Raw genomic sequence first — 18,027 nt, 5'->3', positions numbered from 1 at the left:
GTGCGGAACAGCGGGCGCCTGAAATGGCCAGCACAATGAGCGCACTGGATTCGGCCGGGCGCCGCGGACGGGCTGGCGGTTCGAGGGCGCGCCGGGACGCGTGGGTGTTTCTGGCGCTGGCGCTTCCCAACCTGGCGTTGATTGCGTTCTTCACCTACCGGCCCCTGCTGGTGAACATGTATTACTCGACATTGGACTGGACGCTCGGCGCCATGGACGCCACAGTGGTGGGGTTCGGCAACTACGTGGAGTTCTTCACCTCGCCGGACGCCCCGGCCGTGCTGGGCGCCACCGGGATCTTCACGGTGGCCACCGTCGGGGGATCCATGGTCCTGGGCCTGTTGGTGGCAGTGTCGCTGAACCAGAAAGTGCCCGGGCGTACGCTGGCCAGGTCTGCGGTGTTTGCCCCCTATGTCCTCTCGGGAGTGGGAGTGGGCATGGTGTGGCTGTTCATTTTCGACCCGGTCTACGGGGCACTTTCCTGGGTGCTGCGCAGCGTGGGCATGGCCAGCCCGCAGTGGATCAACGACCCAAAGCTGTCCTTGGTGATGGTCATCATCGTGTACGTGTGGAAGAACCTGGGGTACTGCGCCGTGGTGTATCTGGCAGGACTGCAATCCCTGCCGCAGGACGTCATGGAGGCGGCGGCCCTGGATGGTGCAGGCCCGCTGCGGCGCTTTTTCCTCGTCTCCTTCCCCCTGCTCTCACCCACCACATTCTTCCTGCTGATCACCAGCCTGCTGAGCTCGCTGCAGGCATTCGACATCATCAAGATCATGACGCCCACGGGCAACGGCACCGGAACGCTCATCTTTGAGGCATATCTGCAGGCGTTCGGCGCGTACAACAGGGCCGGCTACTCAGCCGCCATCTCGGTGGTGCTGTTTGTGCTCCTGCTCATCATGACGGGGCTTCAGCTGCGCTTCGTCGAACGAAAGGTCCACTACGCGTGAGCGCCCCAACCACCGCCGCTGCCGGGAACGCCGCATCCCCTGCACGGGGCATTGCCGGGAACGCCCCGGATGCCACGAACTTTTCGGACGCCAAGGGACCAGTTGCGCCAGAGCGCCGGGAACGGCCCCTGTCCCGGGCAAATCTGGCCCGCACCCTCGCCACCGGATACCTGCCCCTGCTGCTGGCCACCGTGGTGGTCGCCGCCCCCTTGGCTTGGATGGTGCTCTCCTCGCTGAAGTCGCCCGGCGAAATCATCACCACCGACCTCACGGTCCTGCCACGCAATCCCACACTGGACAACTATGCCCAGGCCGCCACGACGGTGCCGTTCGCCCGGTTCTTCGCCAACAGCGTCATTGTCACCGTGGTCGGTTCAACCATCAAGTGCGTCCTGGCGGTCCTGACCGCCTACGCACTGGTCTTTGTCCGGTTCCCCTTCAAGCGGGCGATCTTCCTGGCCATCCTCGTGGCCCTGATGGTGCCGCCGCAGGTATCGGTGCTGCCCAACTACATCTTCATTGCCGGCCTGAACGGCCTGAACACGTATTGGGGCATCATCCTGCCCGGGCTTGGCACCGCCTTTGGCACGTTTCTGCTCCGTCAACATTTTTTGACGTTGCCGGCCTCCATCCTGGAAGCCGCGGAGATTGACGGTGCCGGACACTTCCGCAGGCTGTGGCAGGTGGTGGTGCCCATCTCGGGCCCCAGCATCGCGACCGTGACGCTGGTGACCATTGTGGGGGAATGGAACGACTACATCTGGCCGCTCATCGTCACCGACAGACCGGAGATGATGACACTGCCCGTAGGCCTGACGCTGCTGGCCAACAGCGACTCCACTGCACAGGCGTGGGGAGTGCTCATGGCCGGGGCCGTGATCGTCATCATTCCGATCCTGGTCATCTTTGCCGCCCTGCAACGCTTCATCGTCGCCGGACTCACCCAGGGCTCCGTCACCGGCTAGTGCGCCACTGTTTTCCCTTCCGACTGCAATTCCTACGAGAAAGAAGAATTCACCATGAAACGAGCATTCAACCGCAGAAACTTCCTCAGTGTTGCCGGGCTCGGCCTGGGGGCAGCGGCCCTGGCTGCCTGCGGCGGACCGAGCACCACCGGTGCGGGCGCCGGAGCAGCCGGTGCTGCCATCACGGATTGGTCCAAGGTCAAGCCCGCGGCCAAGATCACGTTCATGTCCAGCCACCCCGGGAAGTCGGCTAACGTTGAAGCCCAGCTCATCAAGGAGTTTGAGGCAGCCAACCCCGGGATAACCGTGGACCTGGTCACCGGCGGAGCCAACTACGAGGAAGTGGCCCAGAAGTTCCAGACGTCGCAGGCGGGCAACAATGTGCCCGACGTCGTCGTCGCTTCCGATGTTTGGTGGTTCAGGTACGCCATTGCGGACACCGTGGTGGCGAATGACGAGCTGCTGGCAACAGTGGGCGATAAGACCGATGGCTTCAACGCCACCTTGTACGGCGACTACAACTATGCGCAAAAGCACTGGGCAGTACCCTACGCCCGGTCCACTCCGCTCTTTTACTACAATAAGGACCACTTCAAGGCTGCCGGCCTGCCGGACCGGGCTCCGAAGACCTGGGAAGAATTTGCGCAATGGGCGCCCAAGATCCAGGCCGCCAACGCCAAGAAGGCCGGCTACCAGCACGCCTACCAGTACCCGGCACTGGCCGGCTATGCCGGCTGGACCCTGCAAAACGTCTTGTGGGGCCAGGGCGGCGGCTGGTCCAAGGAGTGGACCCTTACAGCAAATTCAGAAGCTTCCGTCCAGGCCATCCAGTGGGTGCAGGACACCATTGTCAAGGACGGATGGGCCGGAGTATCCTCCAACGACGCCGTCTCCGACATGACCGCCGGGGCCGTCAGTTCAACCGTGAGCTCAACGGGTGACCTGGTCGGCACGCTCAAGGCCGCCAAGGCAGCCAACATGAACATCGGTGTGGGATTCCTGCCCGGCGGTGCCGTTTCAGCCTCCCCGGTGTGCCCCACCGGCGGCGCCGGGCTCGTTATTGCCGCCAAGACGTCCCCCGAGCGCCAGCTCGCCTCCGCCAAGTTCGTTTCCTTCATGACGAACGCCCAAAGCACCGCCAAGTTCTCGGCGGCAACCGGTTACATGCCGGTGCGCACCGACGCGGACATGACGTCGGTGCTGGCCACCACGCCACAAATCCAGGTGGCGCTGGACCAGCTGAAGGTGACGCGAAGCCAGGACTACGGCCGGGTGTTCCTGCCCGGTGCCGACCAGGAAATGGCTGACGCCGCAGCGAAGATCATGAATGAAAAGGCAGACGTCAAGGCGACGCTGACCGCACTGGCGGAAAAGCTGGAAGGGATCTACACCAAGACTGTCAAGCCCAAACTGAAGAGCTGAGCGCGCTTGATGGTGGCGTCGGGGCGTCCGGATGTGGAACGCTGAAGACATGGACGCACCCGCCGTGATGGCCCGCCTTGCCGCGACGATCGATGCACACAATTGGGATGAATTACCGTCCCTGCTGCACGAGGACTTTGTGTGCCGCTACGTCCACACCGGTGAAGTCTTTGACGGTCCCGCATGGGTGCGGCTCAACGCCGGATACCCAGGCTTTGAACATTTGGTGCTTGAAGACTGCGTGGGAACGGATAACAGGGCCGCTGGAAGATCGTTGGTCACAGGCCGCTCGGGGCAGCAGCTTCAGCACTTTGAGGTGGCCACCTTCATCACCCTGCGGAACGGCCTCATCGCTGAGATGACCGAAGTATGGGCGGATGTGGACGAGGTGGCGCCGGCCGGGACACGGCCAGGCTGACCGCCGGGCCACCGAACGCATCTTTCATGTTTTGGACCTACCATGGTCGGGGACAGCAACACCCGCACCCGGCCGGAAGGACATGCAATGACGAACGGTTCCATCACGGACGTGCCCGGCATCAGGGTCGGGCAGGCACAGCGCCGGGGCGGCGGCTGGCTCACCGGCGTCAGCGTCGTGCTGCCGCCGCCGGGAACGATCGGATCGGTCGACGTCCGCGGCGGAGGGCCCGGCACGCACGAAACCGATGCCCTGGATCCGTCCACGCTGGTTCCCACCGTGGATGCCGTGGTGCTCACGGGCGGCAGCGCCTATGGGCTGGCCGCAGCCGGGGGAGTGCAGCGCTGGTGCGAGGAAAACGGCCGCGGCTTCCCGGTGCCCGGCGGGGTGGTGCCGATCGTGCCCGCTGCGGCGATCTTTGACCTGGGCAGGGGAGGCGACTTTGCCGCACGGCCCGACGCCACCATGGGGTACGAGGCGGCACTGGACGCGGCACGCAGCGCCGAAGGGGCCGACGTCGAACGTGGGAACGCCGGAGCCGGGATGGGCGCGGCCCTTGGGGCAGGGGTCTTCAAGGGCGGGCTGGGGACTGCCTCCGTCCGGTTGGCGGGGAAGAACAGCCAAATGGTGGTTGGGGCCCTGGCCGTGGTGAACGCGGCCGGGGTGCCTTGGCACCCGGGGTCAGTGCCGCCCTCGGCCGGGGGAGGGTTGAACACCACGCTGGTGGTGGTGGCCACGAACGCCACCATGACTGTGGCGGAGGCGCAGCGCACGGCAACCGCCGCGCATGCCGGCATGGCCAGGGCCCTGAACCCCGTCCACACGCTCGCCGACGGCGACACCATCTTTGCGCTTGCCACGGGCGCCGTGACGCTGGCGCATGATCCGCAGCTGGCCGTTGCGACGATGATCGAACTCCAAAGCGCAGCAGCCGAAGCCGTCCGGCTGGCAATTATTGACGGCGTGGCAGCAGCCGAAGAAGTGACAACGACTGCCGGCACGTGGCGACCGTTTCCGGCCGCAGACGCTTAAAATCACAGACCCGGAGCCGCTGGGCAATTTAACATATTTGACGCTTTGCCGTAGAGTGGGTTGTTGGTTGTCTGTGCCCGCTAGTCATTGGGGTGCGCTGCGGATTCCCGGTGTCACGCCGGGGTCATCCGTCGTGAATTCAGACGAACAAATATTAGTAGTAAACCCAATGCTGGTCGTGTTGTGCCCAATCCGGGCCTAACCGCGCCGGCGCAACAAAGTTAGCGGAGGATATGGCCAAGAAAGACGGGGTCATTGAGATCGAGGGCGTTGTGACTGAAGCGCTGCCCAACGCGATGTTTCGTGTTGAGCTGACCAACAAGCACATCGTTCTTGCCCATATCTCAGGAAAAATGCGCCAGCACTACATTCGTATCCTTCCTGAGGACCGAGTTGTGGTGGAGCTGAGCCCTTACGACCTCACCCGTGGTCGCATCGTCTACCGCTACAAATAACCACAACTGCAATCACGCAAAGGAATGCCATGAAGGTCAAGCCGAGCGTCAAGCAGATCTGCGACAAGTGCAAGGTGATTCGCCGTAACGGGCGGGTCATGGTGATCTGCGAGAACCCGCGCCACAAGCAGCGCCAGGGCTAAGCTTCCTCCTTCGAGGAAGACCCCGGGCAGCCGCTCACGCAAGTAAATTAATAAGGCAGCACAAGTTGGACGAAGGCGGAACCACTTCCGCAACCGGCCAACGGACCCCCGGTCGGAGGCCGGGGCCGCATTGGGAAATAATGCGGGTGTACTGCCTACGACCTCCGGTTTACACAAGGAGCAGCCATTATGGCACGTCTCGCTGGCGTAGACCTTCCCCGCGAAAAGCGGTTGGAAGTAGCGCTTACATACATCTACGGCGTGGGCAAGACCCGTGCAAAGAACGTCCTGACCGAAACGGGCATCTCACCGGATGTCCGCGTCAAGGACCTTTCTGACGCTGAACTCGTTCAGTTGCGTGACAACATCGAGGGTAACTACAAGGTTGAGGGTGACCTTCGCCGCGAGGTTGCAGCAGATATCCGCCGCAAGGTTGAAATCGGCAGCTACCAGGGCATCCGCCACCGTCGCGGCATGCCCGTGCACGGCCAGCGCACGAAGACCAACGCTCGTACCCGCAAGGGCCCGAAGCGCACCGTCGCAGGCAAGAAGAAGGCCGGCCGCTGACATTGGTCAGTACCGTCCCCTCAAAAAAACTTTCGTAGGAGAATAAAATGCCCCCAAAGACTCGTGGAGCGGTTCGTAAGCCGCGTCGCAAGGATAAAAAGAATATCGCGCTGGGCCAGGCGCACATCAAGAGCACCTTTAACAACACCATCGTGTCCATCACGGACCCGAACGGTGACGTCATCTCGTGGGCTTCCGCCGGCGAGGTTGGCTTCAAGGGCTCGCGCAAGTCGACTCCGTACGCCGCACAGATGGCTGCTGAAGCAGCTGCCAAGCGCGCACAGGAGCACGGACTGCGTAAGGTTGACGTTTTTGTAAAGGGTCCGGGCTCGGGCCGCGAAACGGCTATCCGTTCGCTGCAGGCTGCTGGTCTTGAGGTTGGCTCCATTTCGGATGTCACCCCCAGCGCCCACAACGGCTGCCGTCCGCCCAAGCGCCGTCGCGTCTAACGACACCAACGCAGTGTGAGTTGGCCTTTCCCTTGTGCTTTCGTCCCCGGACGAAAAGCCTCCGGGGAGGGCCAACTTCGCCGCCGTTAAGTCGACAGCCGCCTTTTCCACTACCTGTGTTGCGTCATATAGCGGATGCTCGCTGAAAGGAAACCCCAGTGCTCATTGCACAGCGCCCCACCCTCTCTGAAGAAGTAGTCTCCGAAAACCGGTCCCGGTTCGTCATCGAACCGTTGGAGCCCGGCTTCGGCTACACCCTGGGAAACTCCCTCCGTCGGACCCTGTTGTCCTCCATCCCCGGCGCTGCTGTCACCAGCATCCGCCTCGATGGCGTTCTGCACGAGTTCACCACGGTTCCCGGTGTGAAGGAAGATGTCACTGAGATCATCCTGAACATCAAGGGCCTGTCCGTGTCCAGCGAGCATGACGAGCCCGTCGTCGCCTACCTGCGCAAGCAGGGTCCCGGCGTCGTCACGGCTGCCGACATCGCACCGCCGGCGGGTGTGGAATTCCACAACCCGGACATGCACATTGCGACGTTGAACTCTAAGGGCAAGTTCGAACTCGAACTGACCATTGAGCGCGGCCGCGGCTATGTTTCGGCAGCCCAGAACAAGTCTGCAGATTCCGAAATCGGCCGCATCCCGGTCGACTCGATCTACTCGCCGGTTCTGAAGGTGACCTTCCGTGTGGAAGCCACCCGTGTCGAACAGCGCACCGACTTCGACAAGCTGATTGTTGACGTGGAGACGAAGCAGGCCATCTCCCCGCGGGATGCCATCGCCTCCGCCGGAACCACGCTGGTTGAACTCTTTGGCCTGGCCCGTGAGCTGAACACCGCAGCTGAAGGCATCGAGATTGGCCCGTCCCCGACGGATGCCGCCCTCGCCGCCGACATGGCCCTGCCGATCGAGGACCTGGACCTGACCGTCCGTTCCTACAACTGCCTCAAGCGTGAGGGCATCCACTCCGTGGGTGAACTTGTTGCTCGCTCCGAGGCTGACCTGATGGACATTCGCAACTTTGGTGCGAAGTCCATCGACGAGGTAAAGGCAAAGCTGGTTGAACTGGGCCTCTCCCTGAAGGATTCCCCTCCAGGATTTGACCTGGCCGCCCGTGCCGCAGCCATCGACGAGAACGACGACGCCTACGGCGACGACGAACTCTAAAGACGAACAACTAATTTTTTGGCCGTCCCCGGCAGGCACAAACGATGTGCCTGCCGCGGTGCGGCTAATACTTGAGGAGAAACACCATGCCTACACCCGCCAAGGGTCCCCGCCTCGGAGGCGGCGCGGCTCACGAGCGCTTGATGCTCGCGAACTTGTCCGCTGCCCTTTTCGAGCACAAGCGGATCACCACCACCTTGACCAAGGCCAAGCGCCTGAGCCCCTACGCCGAGCGACTGGTCACCTTCGCCAAGCGTGGGGACCTGGCCTCCCGCCGCCGCGTTCTCGGCCTGATCAGCGACAAGGGCATCGTCCATGAGCTGTTCACCGACATCGCCAAGGCTGTGGAGAACCGCGAAGGCGGCTACACCCGCATCACCAAGATCGGCAACCGCAAGGGCGACAACGCCCCCATGGCCGTCATCGAACTGGTTCTTGAGCCGGTCAGCGCCAAGCAGGCCGTCGTGAAGGAAGCCACCGTTGCTGCTGCCACGGCTGCCCCGGTTGAGGAAGCGCCCGCTCCGGCTGAAGCTGCCGAAACCAAGTATGCGGGCTCGCACCCGGCCTCCGCGGACAACGAAGCTCCTGAGGGCTTCGAGGTCAAGGGCAACGAGGACTCGATGAAGTTCCACGTTCCCGGCTCACGCTGGTACGACGCCACGGTTGCCGAAGTCTGGTTTGACTCTGCCGAGTCCGCCCAGGCTGCAGGCTTTGTTCCTGCCGGCGGCGAAGCTGCCCAGGCCGTTGAAGCTGAATAAGCAGTCTTCTGCGCCACGGTAGACTTGTGGCCATGATCGATCAAGAACCCGCTGTCCCCGATTTAGGGGGTGGCGGGTTCTTGCGTGTCCGCCTTGACCTTGCCTACGACGGCGGCCCATTCAGTGGGTGGGGCATCCAACCCGGACTGCTGACAGTTCAGGGCGTGCTCGAAGAGTCGCTCGCGATGCTCTTGCGCCGCCCGGTACGGCTGACCGTGGCCGGGCGTACGGATGCGGGCGTCCACGCCCGGGGGCAGGTGGCCCACCTGGGCGTTACGCAGGGGGAATGGCTCGGGCTCCGACGCGGGCACGACGTGGTACCCGGGGACTCGCTCCAACGCCGGCTCAACGGGGCCCTGTCATGGGTGCTGAAGGACCTTCACGGTGCCGTGGAGGTTGTGGCGGCTGGCCCGGCGCCGCATGGCTTCGACGCACGTTTTTCCGCCTTGTGGCGGCGCTACAGCTATCGGATTGCGGACGCCTCCACGCGGCGAGACCCTTTGCAACGTGCTGTGACACTGTGGCATAAGTCAGACTTGGATGTCGCCGTCATGAACCAGGCGTCGCGCCCCCTGTTGGGCCTGCATGACTTCAAGGCCTTTGCCAAACCTCGCGAAGGTACGACGACTGTTCGAACCCTTCAACGCCTTGATTATGAACGCGGTCCGGACGGTGTGATTAATGTCAATGTCCAGGCTGACGCGTTCTGCCACAATATGGTGCGTGCCTTGATGGGTGCAGCCCTGCGTGTGGGGGATGGGCGCGAGGGGCCCGACTGGATGCACCAGCGCCTGCTGGCAGGCGTCAGGGATGCCAATTCAGTCCTGGCCGCGCCGCATCCCCTGATTTTGGAGCAAGTCCACTACCCGGACGACTCGGATGTGCTGGAGCGGGCCACCCTTACGCGGGCCCGCAGGGCGTCCCCGTCCCCGCTTTGACCGCCGGGCAACATTAACGGTATCGTTGGTAGTCGTTGTGCGTGTCCTATCTCGATACCACGCGCCCGTTGGAGGTCCGGTTGCAGGACTGCCACCCAACAGGCGCCATCGGGAAGTGTATGGATAACTGGTGTTAGAGCCCTCACCTCTGTTCCGGTAAACGCATAGATAGCAGGTGTCAACCATCTGTGACACCACCTAAGAACAAGAAACGAAGGCAAAAACCGTGCGTACGTATACCCCGAAGCCCGGCGATATCAACCGTCAGTGGCACATCATCGATGCCAACGACGTTGTCTTGGGCCGTCTTGCCAGCCAGACCGCAACACTGCTGCGTGGAAAGCACAAGCCGACCTTCGCTCCCCATATGGATATGGGCGATTTCGTCATCATCATCAACGCCGAGAAGGTGGCCCTGACCGGCGCCAAGCTCGAGCAAAAGCGCGCCTACCGCCACTCCGGCTACCCGGGTGGGCTGTCCAGCATGAACTATGCGGAGCTGCTTGAAAGCAACCCGGTTCGTGCAGTGGAGAAGGCCGTCCGCGGCATGCTCCCGAAGACTTCGCTGGCAGCAGCGCAGATCACCAAGCTGAAGGTCTACCGCGGTGCCGAGCACCCGCACGCCGCCCAGCAGCCCAAGACGTTCGAAATCACCCAGGTCGCCCAGTAGTCCTGGCCACCACCTAAATATTTATCAAGGAGAATCGTGGCTCAGAATACTGAAGAGCTGAACACCGAAGCCGTTGTGGCTGAGGAAGAAGTTTTGACCAGCTACACCAGCGAAAGCGCAGCTGCCGCCGACGCCGCCCCCAAGAAGGAACGCCCGGCCCTGACAGTTCCCGGCGCAGCCGTGGGACGCCGCAAGCAGGCAATTGCCCGTGTGCGCGTTGTTCCCGGCACCGGCAAGTGGGTTGTGAACGGCCGCGAGCTGGCCGACTACTTCCCGAACAAGCTGCACCAGCAGGAAGTCAACGACCCGTTCCGCATCCTCGACCTCGACGGTGCCTACGACGTTGTTGCCCGCATCCACGGCGGTGGCCCCTCCGGCCAGGCCGGCGCCCTGCGCCTCGGAGTCGCTCGTTCCTTGAACCAGATCGACGAAGAGAACAACCGGGCGACCCTGAAGAAGGCCGGCTTCCTGACTCGTGACTCACGCGTCATCGAGCGCAAGAAGGCCGGTCTCAAGAAGGCCCGCAAGGCTTCGCAGTACTCCAAGCGCTAGAAACACGCGCTCCAACAAAAATCCCTGGTCGCTCTGCGACCGGGGATTTTTGTTGGTCCCCCGTGCGGTTTCCAGCGCTTGGCTCCATCCGCGTTAATCGGAGCCGTCCCGGTCCTCGTGCCTCGGCACGGGGCCCTCGGCTTGTCTTGGCGCTTAGCTCCGCAATCGCTGGATTGGCAGCTCCCACAAAAATCCCCCGGCACTCAGTGGCCGGGGAATTCCTTGCATCAACGCCAAGCTGGCGCCGGTGCTTGAAGGGACGCCCGGTGCTGCGGCGGGGAATGCGCGGTTCATGATTTAGACTGAGCAGGATGTCTAGATTATTTGGAACAGACGGTGTCCGCGGTTTGGCCAATGGCCTCCTGACGGCAGAACTCGCATTGTCGCTGGCGCAGGCCGCCGCGGTGGTGCTCGGTCACGAACAAATGAGTGAGGGGAAGCGCCCGCGCGCGGTGCTTGCCCGGGATCCGCGTGCCAGCGGTGAGTTCATTGGCGCCGCCGTAGCGGCGGGACTGGCCAGCGCAGGTGTCGACGTTTATGACGCCGGCGTCCTGCCGACCCCGGCCACGGCGTTCCTGATCGCCGATCTCGGCGCGGATTTTGGCGTGATGATTTCCGCCTCCCACAATCCCGCCCCGGACAACGGCATCAAGTTCTTCGCCCGCGGCGGTCAAAAGCTCGCCGACGCGGTTGAAGATGCCATCGAGGAGCAGCTCCAACATGACGCCTTCCGTCCCGTCGGTGTCGATGTGGGCCGCATCCAGCGGTTCTCCGACGCGGAGGACCGCTACATCGTCCACCTGCTTGGCACACTTCCGCACCGCCTGGACGGGCTGAAGATCGTCCTGGACTGCGCCAATGGTGCCGCCAGCGGCTGTTCGCCCCAGGTCTTCACTGACGCCGGAGCCACCGTGACCGTCATTGGCGCCGACCCTGACGGTTTGAACATCAACGACGGCGTGGGGTCGACCCACCTGGAGAAGCTCCAGGAAATGGTGCTTTCCACCGGCGCACACCTTGGCATCGCCCACGACGGCGACGCCGACCGCTGCCTGGCCGTTGACCACGAGGGCCAAATTATTGACGGCGACCAAATCATGGCCGTGCTGGCACTGGCGCAAAAGGAAGCCGGCGAGCTTAAGGACAATGTCCTGGTGGCGACCGTCATGAGCAACCTGGGATTGAAGATTGCCCTGCGCGACGCCGGGATTGCCATTCGTGAAACCGCGGTCGGTGACCGTTACGTGTTGGAAGAAATGCGCCGTGGAGGCTACACCTTGGGCGGCGAGCAGTCCGGCCACGTGATTTTCTCCGAGTATGCCACCACCGGTGACGGGCTCCTGACCGGTCTGCATCTGGCCGCCCAGGTGGCGAAGACCGGCAAATCCCTGAAGGACCTGGCCGCGGCGATGAGCAAGCTGCCCCAGGTCATGGTTAACGTCAAGGACGTTGATAAGTCCCGCGCGGCCATCGTGCCCGCAGTGAAGGCGGCCGTGGCCAAGGCCGAGACCGAACTGGGCGACACGGGCCGGGTGCTGTTGCGCCCCTCGGGCACGGAGCAGCTGGTCCGGGTCATGGTGGAGGCTGGCGACATTGAGACAGCGCAGCGGATCTGCAACGAATTGGTGGCAGTGGTGCGCAAGGAGCTGTCTCTCTAAAGCAGACTCAAAAAATGAGGGCGGCAACTCCAATGGAGTTGCCGCCCTCAATCGTTGCCGGGTTTATTGCCTGGCCTGAAGTGAATCACGGATTTCGGTCAGGAGTTCAATCTGCGGATCAACGGGAGGCTCTTCCTCAACAATGCCCAGCTTTGCGTTGCGGCGGGCGATGATGTGGTTCATGGGTACGACGACCACAAAGTAGATGGCTGCGGCAACCAGGATGAAGTTCACCAGGACGGTGAGGAACACGCCGAACAAGATGTCATTGTTGTTGATGGTGACTTTGCCAAAGCTGTCAAAGTTGGGAGCCCCTACCAAGGCAGCAATAAGCGGCATGATGATGTTCTTTACGAGCGAGTTGACCACGGCCCCGAACGCGGCACCGATTACGACGGCGACGGCAAGGTCTACGACGTTGCCCTTCATGATGAAATCTCTGAATCCCTTTAACATGACCCCAAAGTACCGCAAAATATGCTGCCGTGTGTTGGATATGAAAAATTGAATTCCGACCGTGTCCAACGGATTGCCGGCCGCTCATTCATTTCCCGGTGCACCGTGCAGGCCAAGGAATTGTTTATACGTCTAAACCCGAGCCGGTCTGGTGTTCGGAAAAACCCGGCCGGCCCGACGGTGTGTCAGCAGCGGCAACGCCCTTTTGGACCACATGGCTGTTGTACAGGGACACCTGGGCCGGGGTGGGGCGCGGACGGCGGGCCCGGCGGAAGCCGGCCACCGGCATATCTACACCTTCCGCAGCAGCATCCGGCGGATGGAGTGGTCGGAGTCCTTGGTGAGCACCAGCTGGGCGCGCCCCCGCGTAGGCAACACGTTTTGGAGCAGGTTGGGTTCGTTGATGCTCTTCCAGATGCCGGTGGCTGTGGCCACGGCCTCCGCGTCGGACAGGTCCGCATAGCGGCGGAAGTACGACTCGGGATTGGAGAACGCGCCGCTGCGCAGGGAGCGGAAACGGTCGATGTACCACTGCTCGATGTACTGGGTTTTTGCGTCCACATAGATGGAGAAGTCGAAAAAGTCGCTGACGGCCAGCCCGGAGCGGCCGTCCTGGCGAGGGCGGGCGGCGGCCAGCACGTTCAGGCCCTCCACAATGAGCACGTCGGGGCGGTGGACCACCACTTCCCTGCCTGGCATGATGTCATACGTCAGGTGTGAGTACATGGGGGCGCGGACTTCCTCCGCGCCGCTTTTGACTGCGCTGACGAAGCGGAGGAGGCCGCGGCGGTCGTAGGATTCCGGGAAGCCCTTGCGGTCCATCAGGCCGCGTCGCTTCAGTTCCGCGTTCGGGTAGAGGAAGCCGTCGGTGGTGACCAGCTCAACGTTGGGGGTGTCGGGCCAGCGGCGCAGCATCTCCCGCAGCACGCGGGCCGTGGTGGACTTTCCCACAGCCACGGAGCCGGCCACGCCAATCACAAAGGGGGTGCGGCTGCCGCGCTCGCCCAGAAACGTGGTGGTGGCGCTGTGGAGGTGCCCGGCCGCGCCCACATACAGGTTCAGAAGCCGGGAGAGCGGCAGGTAAACGTCGCGAATCTCACGCATGTTGAGCTGGTCACCAAGACCGCGGATGCGCGCGAGGTCCTCCTCGTTGAGGGGTTGCTCGATTTGATTGGCAAGGCGCGACCATGTTTGGCGGTCCAGTTCCACAAAGGGGGAGGCGCCGTCGCCATTGCCGGACTCGGATTTTTGCGATGTCACCCCCCGATTCTGCCTTGTTTGCCGTTCAGCGCGAAATACGTCCACGGCGGCATGGCGGGGACTCCCGGCCGCTTTTCGGCGCGCGTTCGGTTGACAACGTAGGACGTACTACAAATTTAGAAGGGATTATGATTGGTTTCATGTGTGGAATTGTGGGTTACGCCGGAACTGCCCCGGCCAATGGAACGTCAACGCCGGCCGGCCATCAGGCCCTGGATGTGCTCATGGAGGGCCTGCGCCGCCTGGAATACCGCGGCTATGACTCGGCCGGAGTGGCTGTCGTGGCCGAAGGCGGGATCGCCATGCGCAAGAAGGCCGGCAAGCTGGCCAACCTGACGGCGGAACTTGCGCAGCGCCCGCTGCCGGACTCCATGACGGGAATCGGACACACGCGCTGGGCCACCCACGGGGGGCCAACCGACAAGAACGCACACCCCCACGTGGTGGATGGAGGCAAGCTGGCCGTGATCCACAACGGCATCATAGAAAACTATGCGCCGCTGAAGGCCGAGCTGTTGCAGCAGGACCACACTTTTGTCTCCGACACCGACACCGAAGTGGCCGCCGTCCTTTTGGGGGATATCTACCGCTCACTTCCCGATGACGGATCCGCCGACGGCGCCCGGCTCACCCGTGCCATGCAGCTGGCGGCCCAGCGCCTCGAGGGTGCCTTCACGCTGCTTGCCGCACATGCCGACCACCCGGGCACCGTCGTGGCATCACGACGAAATTCCCCGCTCGTGGTGGGCCTGGGCGACGGCGAGAACTTCCTCGGCTCCGACGTTTCCGGCTTTATTGACTACACCCGCCGCGCCGTCGAACTTGGCCAGGACCAGGTGGTGACCATCACCGCCGACACGGTGGCGATCACTGACTTCTTCGGTGCGCCGGCCGAAGGCAAGGAATACCTGGTCGACTGGGATGCGGCCGCCGCCGAGAAGGACGGCTTCCCGTCCTTCATGGAGAAGGAGATTCACGATCAGCCGGAGGCCGTCGCCGCGACCCTGCTGGGCCGTTCGGACCTGGAGGGCAAGCTGACCCTGGACGAGATGCGCATCGATGCCGACGTCCTGAAGACCATCAACAAGATCATCGTGCTGGCCTGCGGCACGTCCGCGTACGCCGGCCAGGTGGCCAAGTACGCGATCGAGCACTGGTGCCGGATCCCCACGGAGGTCGAGCTGTCCCATGAGTTCCGCTACCGGGACCCGATTGTCGATGACAAGACGTTGATTGTGTCGCTGTCCCAGTCCGGCGAGACCATGGACACGCTCATGGCCGTGCGCTACGCACGCGAGCAGGGTGCCAAGACGATCGCCATCTGCAACACCAACGGCTCCACCATTCCCCGCGAATCGGACGCCGTGCTGTACACGCACGCCGGCCCCGAGATCGCCGTCGCCTCCACGAAGGCGTTCCTGGCACAGATCACTGCGGCGTACCTGCTGGGCCTGTATTTGGCACAGCTGCGCGGGAACTTGTTCCAGGGCCAGATCAAGGACGTCCTGGCCGATCTGGCCAAGGTGCCGGCCAAGATCGCACAGGTCCTCGCCAATGACGGGCAGATCAAGGAACTGGCCCGAAGCATGGCGGACACCCGCTCGGTGCTGTTCCTGGGCCGCCACGTCGGCTTCCCCGTGGCCATGGAGGGTGCGCTCAAGCTCAAGGAACTTGCCTACATCCACGCGGAGGGCTTTGCCGCGGGCGAGCTCAAGCACGGCCCCATCGCGCTGATCGAGGAAGGGCAGCCGGTGATCGTGGTGGTCCCCTCGCCGCGCGGCCGCGATTCCCTGCACGCGAAGGTGGTTTCCAACATCCAGGAGGTTCGTGCCCGCGGCGCCAAGACCATTGTGATTGCCGAGGAAGGCGACGAATCCGTGCGGGCGCACGCCGAGCACGTGTTCTACATCCCGGAGACCACCGCGCTGCTGGCACCCCTGCTCACCACCGTGCCGCTGCAGATCTTTGCCTGTGAGCTGGCCACGGCCAAGGGCTACGACGTCGACCAGCCCCGCAACCTGGCGAAGTCCGTCACCGTCGAGTAGCTGAGCGCCGGATGGCAAAAATGCCGCCGTTCCCGCTTTTTGCCACCACAATAACGATGGCAAAAAACGGGAACGGCGGCTTTTTTCGTCTGGGAGCGCGCGGGGAATAGGGTGGAGGCATGATTATTGGCATTGGTGTGGACGTCGTGGACATTGAACGCTTTGGCCGCCAGCTCGAGCGCACCCCCGGGCTGCGCGACAGGCTGTTCGTGCCCGCTGAACGCGGGCTGAACACCCAGTCGCTGGCCGCCCGATTTGCCGCCAAGGAATCCGTGGCCAAGACCCTTGGAGCGCCGGCCGGCATGAACTGGCAGGACTGCTGGATCGGCCTGGATGAACACGGGCCCACCATCAACGTCACAGGCACGGTGGCTGCCGTCGCGAAGGCCAAGGGCATCAAGCGCTGGCACCTGTCCATGAGCCACGACGGCGGCATCTCCACCGCCATGGTGATCGCCGAAGGCTGACGTGCTTCGCGCCTATACAGCCGCCGCCGTCAGGGCCGCGGAACAACCCCTGCTTGATGCCGGCCAAGGACCGGCGCTCATGCGGCTCGCCGGGCACGGGTTGGCCCTGGGCGTGGTTTCGCTTCTCCGTGGCCGTGGCCGCCGCGTTTACGGCGCCCGCGTGATGCTGCTCATCGGTTCCGGCAACAACGGCGCCGACGCCCTCTTTGCCGGCGCCCACCTCGCCTCCCAGGGTGCCCGAACGACGGCGCTGCTCACCAGTGCGCGCACCCGCGCCGACGCCCTCGCAGCGTTCACCAGGGCAGGCGGGCGGGTGCTGGAGGTGGCCCCTGGACCTGCCGGCACATTAGGATCTGCCGGATCTGCCGGATCTGCCGGATCTGCCGGATCTGCCAGCACTGCCGGAACCCCAGACACCCAGGGAACCGCCGCATTCCTGCGTGAAGCGGAACTGGCGGACGTTATCATGGACGGGCTGCTGGGCACCGGGGGCCGCGGGGGTTTGCGGGAACCGGCCGCCGGCGTTGTGGCGCAGTTGTGCAAAATAAGAACGCGTGGCGCCCTGGCCGGCTCCGGGCCGGCCGTGGTGGCGTGTGACCTGCCCAGCGGTGTGGATGCCACCAGCGGCGAGGTGTACGGGCCCGTCCTGGCCGCTGACCTCACCGTCACGTTTGGGGCACTCAAGACCGGGCTCGTCGCCGCACCGGGGGAACAGCTGTGCGGCGCGGTGTCCGTCGTCGAGCTCGGCATTGCCGGACATCTGGGCACGCCGGACGTGCTCCGACTGGAGGGATCGGACCTTGCCGCCATGTTGCCGCGGCCCGAGTCGACGGACCAGAAGTACACGCGGGGCGTGGCAGGGATTGTGGCAGGCTCGGCGCGGTATCCCGGAGCGGCACTGCTCTCGGTGGCCGCGGCGTCGGCCTGCGGGCCCGGCATGGTCAGGTACCTGGGGGATCCGGCCGTGTCCGCCGCGCTTCACGTCCGCAACCCTGAAGCGGTCTGCTCCGCCGAGTCTCCGGAGGACGTCCGGGTGCAGGCCTGGCTTGCCGGCCCAGGCGTCGACGGGGACAGTGCCCAACTTGGGCGGGCGCGGCTGGCCATGGCCTCGGGTCTTCCCACGGTTGTGGATGCCGGGGCGCTGACCCTGGTCGGGCGTGCCGGCCAGCCGGGCGCGGCGGAGCAGTCGCAGCTTGTTTTGACCCCGCACGCGGGCGAGCTGTCCACCCTCCTGGCCCGGCTGGGAACGGAGCGGAGCCGGACGGACGTGGAGGCGGCGCCCGTGGAGGCGGCCCGGCAGGCGGCGCGGCTCACTGGTGCCACCGTGTTGCTGAAGGGCCCCACCACCGTGGTGGCGTCACCCGGCGGACCGACGTACACCCAAGGGGACGGCACGCCGTCGTTGGCCACGGCAGGCAGCGGCGACACCCTGGGCGGGATCCTGGTGGCGCTGCTGGCCATGCGTGCCGGGCGTCCGCCGGGAATCGGAGGGGAGCCACGCGACAACCTGCCCGCCACCGCCGCGCTGGCGGCCGCACTCCATGGCAGACTGGGGCAGGATGGCGCCGGGGCGCCGCTGAACGCAGGCATGCTGGCAGGGCGGATTCCGGCTGTCTGGGCGGGACTGACGCGCTAACAACTTGGGAGATT

The 18,027-nt window shown here is 64.0% G+C and carries 21 protein-coding genes; 18 read left to right on the top strand and 3 right to left on the bottom strand.

Going from position 1 to position 18,027, the window contains the following annotated elements; translation table 11 throughout:
• Positions 1 to 35: 35 nt before the first annotated feature.
• The 15 genes from CVV68_RS10930 (at position 36) to glmM (ending at position 12,149) form a co-directional block, all read left to right on the top strand.
• Complete coding sequence (locus CVV68_RS10930) at positions 36 to 953, top strand: carbohydrate ABC transporter permease (protein WP_211320796.1); 918 nt, start codon at positions 36 to 38, stop codon at positions 951 to 953.
• Positions 954 to 1,081: 128 nt separating this feature from the next.
• A complete protein-coding gene (locus CVV68_RS10925) occupies positions 1,082 to 1,918 on the top strand; it encodes a carbohydrate ABC transporter permease (protein WP_245933481.1) in 837 nt (278 codons plus the stop codon).
• A gap of 54 nt (positions 1,919 to 1,972) precedes the next feature.
• Positions 1,973 to 3,340 (top strand): ABC transporter substrate-binding protein, encoded by a 1,368-nt coding sequence (locus tag CVV68_RS10920; RefSeq protein ID WP_110501037.1) that lies wholly within the window; start codon positions 1,973 to 1,975, stop codon positions 3,338 to 3,340.
• A 49-nt stretch (positions 3,341 to 3,389) separates the two neighbouring features.
• Positions 3,390 to 3,758 carry a nuclear transport factor 2 family protein gene (locus tag CVV68_RS10915; protein WP_170133151.1) on the top strand — a complete coding sequence of 123 codons (369 nt, stop codon included), beginning with the start codon at positions 3,390 to 3,392 and terminating at the stop codon, positions 3,756 to 3,758.
• A gap of 87 nt (positions 3,759 to 3,845) precedes the next feature.
• Positions 3,846 to 4,790, top strand: coding sequence for a P1 family peptidase (locus tag CVV68_RS10910; protein WP_110501113.1), 945 nt, complete (start codon positions 3,846 to 3,848; stop codon positions 4,788 to 4,790).
• A 233-nt stretch (positions 4,791 to 5,023) separates the two neighbouring features.
• The gene (gene infA / locus CVV68_RS10905) at positions 5,024 to 5,245 is read left to right on the top strand and encodes a translation initiation factor IF-1 (RefSeq protein ID WP_009358723.1); all 222 of its coding nucleotides are present in this window, start codon (positions 5,024 to 5,026) and stop codon (positions 5,243 to 5,245) included.
• A gap of 29 nt (positions 5,246 to 5,274) precedes the next feature.
• Positions 5,275 to 5,388, top strand: a complete 114-nt coding sequence (rpmJ, locus tag CVV68_RS10900; RefSeq protein ID WP_011775570.1) for a 50S ribosomal protein L36 — start codon at positions 5,275 to 5,277, stop codon at positions 5,386 to 5,388.
• A 189-nt stretch (positions 5,389 to 5,577) separates the two neighbouring features.
• A complete protein-coding gene (gene rpsM / locus CVV68_RS10895) occupies positions 5,578 to 5,955 on the top strand; it encodes a 30S ribosomal protein S13 (RefSeq protein ID WP_110501035.1) in 378 nt (125 codons plus the stop codon).
• 47 nt (positions 5,956 to 6,002) lie between these two features.
• Positions 6,003 to 6,404: a 30S ribosomal protein S11 gene (rpsK, locus tag CVV68_RS10890; protein ID WP_110501034.1), complete on the top strand. Its 402-nt coding sequence runs from the start codon at positions 6,003 to 6,005 to the stop codon at positions 6,402 to 6,404.
• Between the two features lie 158 nt (positions 6,405 to 6,562).
• Positions 6,563 to 7,573 (top strand): DNA-directed RNA polymerase subunit alpha, encoded by a 1,011-nt coding sequence (locus tag CVV68_RS10885; RefSeq protein WP_054012278.1) that lies wholly within the window; start codon positions 6,563 to 6,565, stop codon positions 7,571 to 7,573.
• A gap of 86 nt (positions 7,574 to 7,659) precedes the next feature.
• Positions 7,660 to 8,331 (top strand): 50S ribosomal protein L17, sunset domain variant, encoded by a 672-nt coding sequence (gene rplQ / locus CVV68_RS10880; RefSeq protein ID WP_110501033.1) that lies wholly within the window; start codon positions 7,660 to 7,662, stop codon positions 8,329 to 8,331.
• Between the two features lie 32 nt (positions 8,332 to 8,363).
• Positions 8,364 to 9,269: a tRNA pseudouridine synthase A gene (locus CVV68_RS10875; RefSeq protein ID WP_110501112.1), complete on the top strand. Its 906-nt coding sequence runs from the start codon at positions 8,364 to 8,366 to the stop codon at positions 9,267 to 9,269.
• Between the two features lie 226 nt (positions 9,270 to 9,495).
• Entirely contained in the window at positions 9,496 to 9,939 is a 444-nt protein-coding gene (gene rplM, locus CVV68_RS10870) for a 50S ribosomal protein L13 (RefSeq protein ID WP_110501032.1), read from the top strand.
• A gap of 36 nt (positions 9,940 to 9,975) precedes the next feature.
• Positions 9,976 to 10,491 carry a 30S ribosomal protein S9 gene (gene rpsI, locus CVV68_RS10865; protein WP_110501031.1) on the top strand — a complete coding sequence of 172 codons (516 nt, stop codon included), beginning with the start codon at positions 9,976 to 9,978 and terminating at the stop codon, positions 10,489 to 10,491.
• Between the two features lie 311 nt (positions 10,492 to 10,802).
• Positions 10,803 to 12,149, top strand: a complete 1,347-nt coding sequence (gene glmM, locus CVV68_RS10860) for a phosphoglucosamine mutase (RefSeq protein WP_110501030.1) — start codon at positions 10,803 to 10,805, stop codon at positions 12,147 to 12,149.
• Between the two features lie 63 nt (positions 12,150 to 12,212).
• Here glmM and mscL read toward each other — a convergent pair whose 3' ends face one another.
• From mscL to coaA, 3 genes are all read right to left on the bottom strand, one after another.
• On the bottom strand, positions 12,213 to 12,605 hold the full coding sequence (mscL, locus tag CVV68_RS10855; protein ID WP_110501111.1) for a large conductance mechanosensitive channel protein MscL: 393 nt from the start codon (positions 12,603 to 12,605) through the stop codon (positions 12,213 to 12,215).
• A 124-nt stretch (positions 12,606 to 12,729) separates the two neighbouring features.
• Entirely contained in the window at positions 12,730 to 12,894 is a 165-nt protein-coding gene (locus CVV68_RS25135; RefSeq protein ID WP_110501029.1) for a D-alanyl-D-alanine carboxypeptidase family protein, read from the bottom strand.
• Positions 12,895 to 12,896: 2 nt separating this feature from the next.
• Complete coding sequence (gene coaA / locus CVV68_RS10845; RefSeq protein WP_110501028.1) at positions 12,897 to 13,865, bottom strand: type I pantothenate kinase; 969 nt, start codon at positions 13,863 to 13,865, stop codon at positions 12,897 to 12,899.
• A gap of 140 nt (positions 13,866 to 14,005) precedes the next feature.
• On the opposite strand from coaA, the gene glmS reads away from it, so the two are divergent.
• From glmS to CVV68_RS10830, 3 genes are all read left to right on the top strand, one after another.
• Complete coding sequence (gene glmS, locus CVV68_RS10840) at positions 14,006 to 15,910, top strand: glutamine--fructose-6-phosphate transaminase (isomerizing) (protein ID WP_110501110.1); 1,905 nt, start codon at positions 14,006 to 14,008, stop codon at positions 15,908 to 15,910.
• Positions 15,911 to 16,029: 119 nt separating this feature from the next.
• Positions 16,030 to 16,377: a holo-ACP synthase gene (locus CVV68_RS10835; RefSeq protein ID WP_110501027.1), complete on the top strand. Its 348-nt coding sequence runs from the start codon at positions 16,030 to 16,032 to the stop codon at positions 16,375 to 16,377.
• Position 16,378: 1 nt separating this feature from the next.
• Positions 16,379 to 18,013: a bifunctional ADP-dependent NAD(P)H-hydrate dehydratase/NAD(P)H-hydrate epimerase gene (locus tag CVV68_RS10830; RefSeq protein WP_110501026.1), complete on the top strand. Its 1,635-nt coding sequence runs from the start codon at positions 16,379 to 16,381 to the stop codon at positions 18,011 to 18,013.
• Positions 18,014 to 18,027: the final 14 nt, after the last annotated feature.

This window comes from Arthrobacter livingstonensis, from assembly GCF_003219815.1.
Taxonomy (GTDB): Bacteria; Actinomycetota; Actinomycetes; order Actinomycetales; family Micrococcaceae; genus Specibacter; species Specibacter livingstonensis.
The sequence above is the reverse complement of the archived record's forward strand: the minus strand, read 5'-3'. Positions and strand labels throughout refer to the sequence as shown.